Annotated in this window: 12 protein-coding genes; 7 read left to right on the top strand and 5 right to left on the bottom strand. The window is 70.9% G+C overall.

Annotation, left to right across the window (positions count from 1 at the left end):
• Positions 1 to 31: 31 nt before the first annotated feature.
• Entirely contained in the window at positions 32 to 850 is an 819-nt protein-coding gene (locus QH470_RS18415) for a maleylpyruvate isomerase family mycothiol-dependent enzyme (RefSeq protein ID WP_280273617.1), read from the top strand.
• A 4-nt stretch (positions 851 to 854) separates the two neighbouring features.
• Here QH470_RS18415 and QH470_RS18420 read toward each other — a convergent pair whose 3' ends face one another.
• Both QH470_RS18420 and QH470_RS18425 read right to left on the bottom strand, forming a co-directional pair.
• A complete protein-coding gene (locus QH470_RS18420; protein WP_280273618.1) occupies positions 855 to 1,496 on the bottom strand; it encodes a TetR/AcrR family transcriptional regulator in 642 nt (213 codons plus the stop codon).
• Positions 1,497 to 1,546: 50 nt separating this feature from the next.
• Positions 1,547 to 2,857: an NtaA/DmoA family FMN-dependent monooxygenase gene (locus QH470_RS18425; protein ID WP_280273619.1), complete on the bottom strand. Its 1,311-nt coding sequence runs from the start codon at positions 2,855 to 2,857 to the stop codon at positions 1,547 to 1,549.
• A 145-nt stretch (positions 2,858 to 3,002) separates the two neighbouring features.
• Between QH470_RS18425 and QH470_RS18430 the strand changes: the two genes are divergently transcribed.
• The 3 genes from QH470_RS18430 to QH470_RS18440 all read left to right on the top strand — a co-directional run bounded on the left by QH470_RS18430 (position 3,003) and on the right by QH470_RS18440 (position 7,117).
• Complete coding sequence (locus tag QH470_RS18430) at positions 3,003 to 4,247, top strand: serine hydrolase domain-containing protein (protein WP_280273620.1); 1,245 nt, start codon at positions 3,003 to 3,005, stop codon at positions 4,245 to 4,247.
• Positions 4,248 to 4,439: 192 nt separating this feature from the next.
• Positions 4,440 to 5,495, top strand: a complete 1,056-nt coding sequence (locus QH470_RS18435) for an alpha/beta hydrolase (protein ID WP_425302699.1) — start codon at positions 4,440 to 4,442, stop codon at positions 5,493 to 5,495.
• Positions 5,496 to 5,644: 149 nt separating this feature from the next.
• Positions 5,645 to 7,117, top strand: a complete 1,473-nt coding sequence (locus QH470_RS18440) for an MFS transporter (RefSeq protein ID WP_425302697.1) — start codon at positions 5,645 to 5,647, stop codon at positions 7,115 to 7,117.
• Between the two features lie 141 nt (positions 7,118 to 7,258).
• Here QH470_RS18440 and QH470_RS18445 read toward each other — a convergent pair whose 3' ends face one another.
• The 3 genes from QH470_RS18445 to QH470_RS18455 are packed head-to-tail and all read right to left on the bottom strand — an operon-like array spanning position 7,259 to position 9,794.
• On the bottom strand, positions 7,259 to 8,008 hold the full coding sequence (locus QH470_RS18445) for an SDR family oxidoreductase (protein ID WP_280273623.1): 750 nt from the start codon (positions 8,006 to 8,008) through the stop codon (positions 7,259 to 7,261).
• Positions 8,005 to 9,222 (bottom strand): NADH:flavin oxidoreductase, encoded by a 1,218-nt coding sequence (locus tag QH470_RS18450; RefSeq protein WP_280273624.1) that lies wholly within the window; start codon positions 9,220 to 9,222, stop codon positions 8,005 to 8,007. The genes QH470_RS18445 and QH470_RS18450 overlap by 4 nt, the downstream gene beginning before the upstream one ends.
• Positions 9,219 to 9,794, bottom strand: a complete 576-nt coding sequence (locus QH470_RS18455; RefSeq protein ID WP_280273625.1) for a TetR/AcrR family transcriptional regulator — start codon at positions 9,792 to 9,794, stop codon at positions 9,219 to 9,221. Before QH470_RS18455 ends, QH470_RS18450 begins: the two co-directional genes overlap by 4 nt.
• A 111-nt stretch (positions 9,795 to 9,905) precedes the next feature.
• Here QH470_RS18455 and QH470_RS18460 point away from each other — a divergent pair, with 111 nt between their 5' ends.
• The 3 genes from QH470_RS18460 to QH470_RS18470 form a co-directional block, all read left to right on the top strand.
• Positions 9,906 to 10,301: a hypothetical protein gene (locus QH470_RS18460; protein WP_280273626.1), complete on the top strand. Its 396-nt coding sequence runs from the start codon at positions 9,906 to 9,908 to the stop codon at positions 10,299 to 10,301.
• A gap of 149 nt (positions 10,302 to 10,450) precedes the next feature.
• Positions 10,451 to 10,681 (top strand): hypothetical protein, encoded by a 231-nt coding sequence (locus tag QH470_RS18465; protein ID WP_280273627.1) that lies wholly within the window; start codon positions 10,451 to 10,453, stop codon positions 10,679 to 10,681.
• A gap of 96 nt (positions 10,682 to 10,777) precedes the next feature.
• Positions 10,778 to 11,004 (top strand): hypothetical protein (locus tag QH470_RS18470; RefSeq protein WP_280273628.1); only part of this gene is annotated, 227 nt, incomplete at its 3' end.

Raw genomic sequence — 11,004 nt, forward strand, 5'->3', positions numbered from 1 at the left:
CGCACCGCCCGTCGGCGGTTCACTGGCAGGCATGATCCCCCTCGACACGCGGCCGCTGTTCCCGCGGGAACGGCGCGAACTGATCAGCCTGCTCGAATCGCTCGAACCGGCCGACTGGGCGAAGCCGACTGTGTGCCCGGGCTGGGCGGTGCGGGATATCACCGCGCATATCCTCAACGACTACCTGCGCCGCCTGTCCGGCAGCCGCGACGGGCATGCCGGCGCCGTCTTCGCCGACGGCGAGACGCTGCCCGCCTACCTCGCTCGCACCAACGACCAGTTCGTCGCGGCGCTGCGGCAGTGCAGCCCGCGGACGATGACCGACCTGCTGGCCCATCTGGGTCCGCAGCTCGACGAGGTCTGGGCGGCAACCGATCTCGCGGGCCCCGCGGACCTGAACGTGTCGTGGGCGGGCGGTGACACCAGCCCGGCCTGGCTCGACATCGCCCGCGATTACACCGAGTTCTGGGTCCATCAGCAGCAGATCCGCGACGCGGTATGCCGCCCCGGCGCCGACGACGCGGACCTGCTGCGGCCGGTGGTGGTCGCGTTCCTGCACGCCCTGCCCGCCGCCCTGCGCGACCGTCCCCGGCCGCCCGGCACCGCGGTGCTGATCGAGGTCACCGGCACGGCCGGCGGGCGATGGGCCGTCATCAGCGACGGCACCGCATGGGACCTGACCGCGGCGATCTCCGAGGCTCCGGCAGCGGTCGTGCGAATGGACGCGGACACGGTCTGGCGGCTGGGCAGCCGCGGCCTCACCGTCGACCAGGCTCGGCAGCGCATCCAGTTTGAAGGCGACCACGAACTCACCATCTCCGCAACGACCCTGTTGGCCGTAGTTGCATAACCCCCTATCGGGGGCCGTAGGCGGCGAGGAAGGTGCGGACCGCGGCGGTGGCGATGGCGCGGAGTTCGGCGATACGGACGGTGTGGGTGCCCATTCGGGAGCGGTTCTCCACCGGGGCGGTCAGCAGCGCGAGGAACTGTTCGGCGGCGGTCGCCGGATCCTCGGTGCGCACGTGACCGGAGAGGGTCAGGCGGGCCAGGCGGTCGGACAGAGCGTCGACCGTGCGCAGGCCGGTGCGCTCCCGGGCGAGTTCGACCAGTTCCGGGTGGACGGCGGCCTGTCCGTAGGCGAGCCGGCGCAGGGCTCGCGACCGATCGTCGTTGCAGATGCGCACCAGCCGGTACGCGACGTCCTCGAGCAGCGCGCCGATATCGGCGCCGGGACTGCGCAGGCGATCGAGCACGGCGACGCACTCCGCCCCCACCTCGTCCGCGACCACGGTGATCGACTCGCGCAGCAGGCTGTGCTTGTCGGTGAGGTGGTTGTACACCGTCGGCTTCGCTACTCCGGCCGCCGCCGCGATGTCCTGCACACAGGCCTGCTCGAACCCCTTGCGCGCGAAGACCTGAAATGCGGCGGCCAGAATCGCCTGCCGCTTGTCGATCCGCCCGCGCGACGCCGCACCCGCCGCCTGTCCCGCTGCCATTCCAGCAGCATATCCGCCCCGTTGTACCCTCCAGTTCAGTCGGGTGTACCTCAGGGCAAATCGTGGGACGGGAGTGGCGGGAGTTCCAGGTTGTCGCGGAAGGTGTCACCCACGTAGTCGGCGCCGACGATGCGGCGGCGGCGGAGTTCCGGGAGCAGGCCGTCGAGGACGAATTCGCGCGAGCGCGGCTGGTCCAGGCCGCCGAGAGTGAGGACGTCGAGGACACCGGCGGTGTAGCGCTCCTGCACCGCGTCGGCGATCTGCTCCGGCGTTCCCGCCACCGCCCAGTGTCCGGTGTCCTTCGCGGCGAGGATCAACTCCCGCAACGTCTTTCCCTGCCGGGCGAAGCGGCTGAAGATCTCGACGCGGCCGCGGCGGCGGTTGATCGTGCGGACATCCGGCAGCACATGCTCGGGAATCGGCCGGTCCAGCGGTAGCTCGGCGAGGTCGACGCCGCCGCCGAGCATATCGGCCAGCCGCGCGCGCCCCGCCTCGAAATCGGTGGCCTCCCGTTGTTCGCGCACCGCGCGGCGCACCTCGGCCTCGGTCGCGCCGTAGGTCGCGTGCAGCGAACTCATGATCAGCGGCAGACCGTCCGCCCGGCCCAGTTCCGTGGCGCGGGCCCGGATGCGTTTCGCATAGGTCACCGCGTCCTCCAGCGTGGGCAGCGAGGTGAACACCACCTCGGCGAACCGGGCGCCGAGTTCGATCCCGGCCTCGGACTGCCCGGCCTGGAACTGCACCGGCCGCCGCTGCGGCAGCGCCGGAATATTCAGCGGACCGCGCACGGTGAAGTAGCGCCCCGCGTGATCGATCGGCCGCACCCGCCCCGCGTCGAGCACCGCCCCACCGTGGCCGTCCGGGCTCAGCGCACCGGGCCGCCAGCTGTCGAACAGGGCGTTGACGACCGCGATCGACTCCGCGGCGCGCGCATAACGCTCCTCCGGGCTCGGCAGGTCCCCGGCGCCGTAGTTCTCCTCCCCCACCGACGAGGTGACCGCGTTCCAGGCCGCGCGCCCGTTGCTGACGTGATCGAGTGTCCCGAACAGCCTGGCCAGGTTGAACGGGTGGTGGAAGGTCGTGGTCACGGTCGCGATGAGCCCGACGTGCGAGGTCACCGCGCTGAGCACGGACAGCACGATCAGCGGTTCCTGCGCGCCGATCGCGCCCTGCGCGCCGAAGCTGAGCAGGTCCGCCGCGAACAGCGCGTCGATCTTGTGGGCCTCGGCCAGCCGCGCCACCTCGACCGCGTCCGCGAGCGTCGATCGCCCCGGATCGATGGCGGCGGCGTACACCTCCGGCGACCCGCTCACCCCCGTCACGGTCTTCAACGTCCGGCGCGCTCCGGGCACACTGCTCATGCCGCGACGCTAACCGGGCCGGGCGCCGCGTCCACCGGTTCCGCTCAGCGAGATCCTATTGCCCGCCAACGGATTCCGGCCGCGGGCACCACGGCGGGCGCCGACCCGCGGACCCGCCGCGCGGCCCGTGGCTATGCTGGCTGCAATGACCAACGCGATGGTGACCGTTCCCGCCGACGTGGACTCGGTGACGACGACCGGGCCCGAGGACGATCCCGCCGACGCCGGGGTCACCCGCGCCGCCGTCGAATCCCTCTGGGCCGAAGTCGTGGACTGGTACCGGCTCGGGACCACGCCCGCGATCCAGGTGTGCCTGCGTCGCAACGGCAAGATCGTGCTCAACCGGGCGATCGGCCATTCCCGCGGCAACGCGCCCCAGGACGAGCCGGACGCGGAGCGCGTCCCGGTGACGCCGGACATGCCGTTCTGCGGCTTCTCCACCGCCAAGGGCGTCTCCGCGACGCTGATGTTCATGCTGCTCGAACAGGGCGTCTTCGCACTCGACGACCCGGTCTGCCGATACATTCCCGAGTTCGCCGCCAACGGCAAGTCCTCCATCACCATCGGCCACGTGCTGTCGCATTCGGCCGGGGTGCCGTTCATCACTCCGCCCTACCGCGGCGCGGAACTGGTGCTTGACGAGGACCTGGCCGCGCGGGCGCTGGCCGATCTGGTGCCCAGCTGGCGCCCGGGCCGCTTCCGCGTCTACCACGCGATGACCGGCGGACTGATCCAGCGGCTGCTGGTGCGTCGCGCCACCGGCCGCTCGATGCGCGAGCACCTGGCCGAGCGGGTGCTCGATCCGCTGGATTTCCGCTGGACCAACTTCGGAGTCGGGCCCGACGACGTCGATCTGGTCGTCCCCAGCGTGCGGACCGGGCCGCCACCGTCGAAGGTGTGGAAGTTCCTGGCGCACAAGGCACTCGGCGGCGGGCTGAGCGGACCGGTGTCCGAGGCCGACAATCGCGCCTTCCTCACCGCCGAGCTGCCCTCGGGCAATCTCGTCACCACCGCCGCGGAACTGTCGAGGTTCTACGAGATCCTCACGCGCGGCGGCGAACTCGACGGGGTCCGGATCATCGAGCCCGACACCCTGCGGCAGGCGGTGCGTCCGGCCGCGTGGCTGCCGGGCGTGGCCGGGCGGGTGAGCCGCGCCGGGTTCGAATTGGGCGGGCGCAGATCGAAATTCGGCGCCCACACCCGCTCGCACTTCGGCCGCAGCGGGCTCACCACGCAATACGGCTGGGCCGATCCCGAACGCGCGCTCGCCGGGGCGATCCTCACCAGCGGCAAGTCCGCCACCGACATCGACCGCCCCACGCGGCTGTGCGCGAGGATCTCAGCCGCCCTCGACCGGCTACCGCCCTCGGAACGCGTCTTCGTCCTCTGATCAGTGCCGCGCGTGCGGCACCCTTTGGGAATCGGGGCAATTCGCACAGCGAAGGGTCTGGGAAGCGCCACAATATCGGTCGCGGCCCCTGGTCAACCCGGTCGGCATGCTGTTGACTCGACATGGGTTCGGGGGGCACCCTGCCGTTCGCGCAGCGGCGGCGTGTCACGGCGTCCAGATCGGAGTGCGATGATGTCCGAGCGGCTGTCGCGGGGCCTGCTCACGGCGGCCACCGTGCTCGTTACGGCCTTGAGTGTCAATGGATTCGCCGTCGGCGGCATCGCCGCGGCCGAGCCCGCCGCGGGCGCACCGCTGACCGCCGAGGACGGCACGCGCATCGCCGATATCCGGCACATCTCCGAGCGCGTGCTCGATGTCGGCGTGCATTCCGCCGCGATGAACACCGTGACCCGGCTGACCGTGCTGCGGGCCGCCGATCCCGACCGCCCGGCGCCGACGTTCTATCTGCTCAACGGCGCCAACGGCGGTTCGGACGGCAACTGGCTGGAGACCACCGACTTGGTCCAGTTCTTCCGCGACAAGCAGGTCAATGTCGTGATCCCGTTCGGCGGCGCGGGCAGCTACTTCACCGACTGGCGCGCCGCCGACCCGGTGCTGGGCCGCCAGCGCTGGTCCACCTTCCTCACCCAGGAACTGCCGCCGATCATCGACGCCGCGTTCCGCGGCAGCGGCGCCAATGCCATCGCGGGCATCTCCATGGCCGGTACCTCGGTGTTCCAGCTCGCCATCGGCGCTCCGGAGCTGTATCGCGCGATCGGTTCCTACAGCGGCTGTGTGCGCACCAGCGACCCGCAGGGACAGGCCATGGTGCAGGCGGTCGTCACCGGCCAGCGCGGCAATGCCGCCAATATGTGGGGTCCGCCCAGCGACCCCGCGTGGGCCGCCAACGACCCGTACCTGAACGCGGACCGATTACGCGGCACCTCCATCTACGTCTCCACCGGCAACGGCCTGCCCGGTCCCCGCGACAATCTTCCCGGCGCCCACGGCGACGCGATGCAACTGATGTACCAGCTGTTCTTCGGCGCGCCCCTGGAAGTGGTCACCAACGTCTGCACCCACCAGCTGCAGGAACGCCTGCGGCAGTTGAAGGTTCCCGCCACCTTCGACTTCCGCGACAACGGCACCCACTCGTGGGGCTACTGGCAGGACGACCTGCACAACTCCTGGCCGATGTTCGAATCGGCGCTCACCCGCGACGACACACCCGCCCCGCCGAGTCGGTAGGTGTCACAACGCGTTGGTCCGGCTCACAACCGCCGCCCGCGCCTGCTGTGTGATCCGGGAATCTTCGCGTGTAAAGGGCGACAGGCAGATTCGCCTCTGCCACAGTCCCACTCGGGAAATGACTTGTTCGACTGTCCGGAATCGGAGGCATGGTCGTGACCGAGGCCGATACCACCACCAGGCCCAGCGGCGAGTTGGCCGCCTGGCTCGCCTTCGCCGGCTGCCTGATCTCGGTGTTCATGCAGATGATCGACGTGACCATCGTGAATACCGCACTGCCGGACATCAGCCGCGATCTGCGGGCCTCGCAGTCGGCGCAGTTGCTGGTGGTGGCGGGATACTCGCTGGCCTTCGCGTGCACGCTGCTCACCGCGGCCCGCATCGGCGCGCTGGTGGGCCGCCGCAGGCTGTTCCTGGTGTCGGTGGTCGGATTCACCGCCGCCTCGCTGTGGTGCGGAATGTCCACCAGCGCTACGGGATTGATCGTCGCCCGGGTCGCCCAGGGCATCACCGGCGCGGGCATGGCGGCGCAGACCATCGCCATCCTGACCGCCAGCTTCCCCCGCGAACGCCATCAGCAGGTCTTCGCGCTCTACGGCGCGACGGCCGGATTCGCGGGCATGCTCGGCCCGATCGTCGGCGGCGTGCTCATCACGATGAACATCGGCGGTTCGGGATGGCACGCGATCTTCCTGATGAACCTGCCGCTCGGGGTGCTGGCATTCGTACTGGCCCACCGGTTCCTGCACCTCGGCCCGGCGCCCGAGCGCGAGGGCCTGGACCTGACCGGCGCGATAGTGTCGACCCTCAGCCTGCTCCTGCTGCTGTCGGCGCTGGCCGACGTGCAGCAGAACGGCTGGCGCCCCGGGCATTTCGCGATGATCGCCGTCGCGCTCGTGGTCGCGGCCTTGTTCATCGCGCAGCAGCGGCGGCGATCGCGGCGCGGTGACGGCCCGCTGGTGCGGCTGGACCTGTTCGCGGACCGCGGTTTTCGGGTGGGCTCGGTGCTGGTGACGATCTTCTTCGGGTTGTTCACCGCGTTCGTGTTCGCCGCCTCCATCATGTTGCAGGACGTGCTGCACTGGACACCGCTGCGCACCGGTGTCGCGATGACGCCGTTCGCGCTGGGCGCCGGTGCGGGAGCGCTGCTTTCGCCGCTGTTCGTGAAGCGGTGGGGGGTGCGGGTGCTCGCGGCGGGCATCGCCGTGTTCGGCGGCTGCGTGGCCATCGCCGCGGGTTATCTGTGGGTGACCGACGGCGCGGTGAGCCTGGCGCTGGCGGTGATCCCGGTATTCGTCTCCGGTTTCGGTGTCGGGGCCTTCGCCGCCCTACTGCAGCCGATCATGCTGGCCCGGCTGGACGTCGAGCGCATGGCCGAGGCCTCCGGCGCGCTGCCGACCATCGAGCAGATCGGCAACGCGGTCGGCCTGGCCGTGCTGAGCACCGTGTTCTTCCGCGCGCACACCTTGAACGGCAGCATCACCATGCTGTCGGCGATCGCGGTGGTGGCCTTCGGGCTAGCCGTCCTCACCCTGGCCCTCCCGGAACCGCCGGGTGCGGACGAGCCACCGGGACACGCGCGGCACCCCGCGCCGGCGCAGCCCGAGAACGACCCGGCCTAACCGGTCTCGGCGCCAGCATCAGCCGGGCCTGGCCCGGCCCGGCGTTCGCGCCAGCCCACCTGGACCACAGCGGCATTCGCCCCAGGCCGCCTTGCCTGCACCAGATTCGCGTCAACCAGCCTGGCCCGCACCGGCGCGCCATCAGCCCAGGGTGGATCCGGCGGTCATGCCGCCGTCGGCGACGAACTCCGCGCCCGTGCAGTAGCTGGACTCCGTGCTTGCCAGGTACACCACCAGGGAGGAAATCTCCTCGGGCGCGCCCAGTCTAGTCAAGGTGTTCGCCGTGCGGTCGATGGCGACCGTGCCCGGCTGGGCTCCGATCATCGGCGTGGCGATGCCGCCCGGGTGCACCGAGTTGACCCGGACGCCGAAGGGCGCGAGTTCCAGCGCGGCCGACTTGGTCAGCCCGCGCAGCCCGAACTTCGACGCCGTGTAGCCGTGCATGCCCGCCACCCCCTGCATACCCGCGGCCGAGGAGATGTTCACCACCGCCGCCGGAGCGGCCGCGACCAGTGCGTCGCGGGCCGCGGTCAGGCCGAGGAACGGCCCGGTGAGGTTGACCGCCAGAATGCGCTGCCACCGCTCCTCGGTGAAGTCGCCCAGCGCCCCGCCGTCGAGCAACCCGGCATTGTTGACCAGCACGTCGAGCTTGCCGAACCCGGCCACCGCGGCGGCCACCGCGACGTCCCAGTCGCCCGAACGAGTGACGTCCAGCGGCACGAACACCGCGCGCTCGCCGAGTTCGTCGGCGAGCTGCTTGCCCGCCTCCGCCGCGATGTCGCCGAGCACCACGCGAGCGCCCTCGTCGACGAAGGCGCGGGCGTGCGCGGCGCCCATCCCCGAGGCCGCACCGCTGATCAGCGCGACGCGTCCGGACAATCGTCCCGTCATGTGTGCTCTCCCTCGACGCTGTCCCCGGACAGTGACGGCAGCGGTACCGTGCGATCCGGCCGGTAGACGCAGCGGGTGCGGTCGTAGATCGTCGGCATGCACCGGTTGCAGTGGATGCAGGCCGAGCGGGTGGTCGCGTCGGATCGGATGCGGTGCAACAGATTCGGTTCGCGCAGCAGTGCCCGGCCCATCGCCACGAAGTCGAAGCCCTCCGTCCGCGCGGTCTTCATGCCGTCCAGATCCGTGATGCCGCCCAGCAGGATCAGCGGCATCGACAGCTCGCGGCGGAACTGGCGGGCCCAATCCAGCAGGTAGGTATCGCGGTACGGGTACTCCTTCAGGAATACCCGCCCGACCGCTCGCATACCCCAGCGCGCCGGAGTGGGCAGGGCCCGTGCGAACTCCCGCCGCGGCGCGTCGCCGTGGAACAGCAGCATCGGGTTCAGCAGCGAACTGCCGGCCGTGAGTTCCAGCGCGTCCAGCGCGCCGTCGGCCTCCAGCCAGCTCGCGACCTGGAGCGACTCGGGGACGGTGAGCCCGCCGTGAACACCGTCGGCCATGTTCAGTTTCGCCGTCACCGCCAGTCGGTCGCCGACGGCTTCCCTTACCGCACAGGCGATTTGGCGGGCCAGCCGGGCGCGGGCGGCCGTCGACCCGCCGTAACGGTCGCGGCGCCGGTTCAGCAGCGGGCTCAGGAACGAGCTCACCAGATAGTTGTGGCCGAAATGGATTTCCACCGCGTCGAATCCGGCCTGCTCGGCCAGCCGGGCCGCCTCGGCGTGCGCGGCGATCAGCTCCCGGATCTCGGTCTCATCGGGAACGTGCATGGGGCGCATGCCGAGCGGGCTGAACAGCCGGCTCGGCGCGAGTGCGGGCGCGCGGTTGGAGGCGGCGTTGGCGACCGGCCCGGCGTGCCCGATCTGGGCGCTCACCGCCGCGCCCTCGGCGTGCACCCGATCGGTCAGCTTCCGCAGTCCCGCAACGGCTTCCGGTCGCATCCACAGCTGATGGCGATCGGTGCGGCCGCCCGGCGCGACCGCGCAGTAGGCGACGGTGGTCATGCCGACGCCGCCCGCCGCGACCTCCCGGTGGAATTCGATCAGGTCGTCGGTGACCAGCGCGTCGGGAGTGCGGGCCTCGAAGGTGGCCGCCTTGATCACCCTGTTGCGCACCGTGATCGGGCCGAGCCGGGCGGGGGTGAAGATGTCGGTCATCGGTCGCCGCCCGCGGGTGCGGTCAGCCCGGCGATCACGAAATCGCGCAGTGCGGCCACCGATCGCGGTGACGGCGGGCGTTCGTGCGCGCCACCGAACCGCATGATGATCATTTCGAACGCCAGCATCCAGCGGCGGCCGCCGTCCGCGGCGGGCAGGCCGGGCAGCAGACCGGCCCACGCGTCGATCCGGAACCACGGCTGCCGCCACTCGCCGCCGTGCCGCCCGAGCACGAACTGGGCCAGCAACCTCAGGTGCAGGCGGCCCACCGGATCGGCGGACAGCTCGAGGAACGGCGCGAGCACCGCCTCCACCAGGTCCGGAACCGGTGCGCCCGCCGCGGCCAGCGCCGACATCCGATCCGACCACAGGGGTCCCAGCCGGTCCTCCAGCAGCGCCGTCACCAGCGTCTCCTTCGACCCGAAGTGGTAGTGCACCGCGGCCGGATTCGCCTGTGCCGCAGCGCAGATGGCGCGCACGGAGACGTCGTCGTAACGCTCGGTCAGCAGGAGCCGCTCCGCCGCGGCCAGCAGCCGCTCGCGGGTGCCCACCGCCGAGACCTTCTCGCTCATGCCCGCCAGTCAAGCACATGTTCAATCATTGTTTCAATCATTGATTGAAATATGTCCGGTCTTACCTCACGGGTAATCGCCTCGGCGCGCCGCGGCGAGCATGCTCGAACCATGACATCGACTCAGGAATCGCGCGCCGATCGCACCCTGGCCGCGGCGCTGCGGGGACTGGCGGCCGGCCGGATCGTGCTGGGTGCGGCGTCCCTGCTGGCGCCCCGGCAGCTCGGCCGCGCACTCGGCATCCGACTCTCCCCCGAATCCGTCTACCTCACAAGGATTTTCGGTGCCCGAGCGGTGGCACTGGGCCTCGGCTACCTGACCGCGCCTGCGGCGGAGCGGCGACGCTGGCAGCGCATCGCCCTCATGGTGGACATCATGGACACCACCCACGGCGCGGGGCACCTCGCCCGCGGCGACGTCGCCCGCTCGGCGGCGGTACCCCTGGTCGCCCTCACCGGCAGCTACATGGCGGTCGGAGCGACCCGCCTCGCCCGCGACCTGCGCTGAGCGATCAGCGCCGGGCCGCTGCGGAAGCCCCGCACGGCACCCTCTACTCTTGGGCGCGCAATCGCGGCGAACGTCGGCCGAAAACCCGCTTTACCTGGACAAACGACCGACATCCGCCGCGTCCGATCACGAATTGAGGAGGATATTCCATGCGATTCGTCAAGACCGGCGCCGCCGCCCTCGCACTGACCGGCGCGGCCGTACTGGGTTCCGGAGTAGCCCACGCGGACGAGACCATCACCGTCACCACCGATCTCCTGGGGTGCTCACTCGAGAACAACGTAGGCGTGAGCGTACTGGCCGGCGTGCGGCCCGGCACGGCCCTCACCGTCTCCGACGACGTATACGCCGACCTCCAGACCCACGGCTGCCTGGACTGACCCGGCAACGACCCCGCCGCCCCCCGCCCCCCCCCCCGCGCGGGGGGGGGGGGGGGGGGGGGGGGGCGCCCGCACCGCGACAGCGCCGACGACGGGGTGACCGCTCTCGAAAACCGGTCCGGCCTCGGCCGCCGCATCGGCTTCGAAGGCTTCGGCTCCGGCGCGCTGCCACCACACACCGCCCGATCCGGCGTCATCGACCCACCCGCCCTGCTCTTGGTCGTCTGCGCCCGAAAGAGCACCTCCGGCGGAGAGTGTCTCGTCATCGACGGACGCGACGTCTACGCCGACCTCACTGCGAACCGCCCTGAAGCCTTACCCGT

The sequence above is a fragment of the Nocardia wallacei genome (assembly GCF_029868745.1).
GTDB classification, from domain to species: Bacteria; Actinomycetota; Actinomycetes; order Mycobacteriales; family Mycobacteriaceae; genus Nocardia; species Nocardia wallacei_B.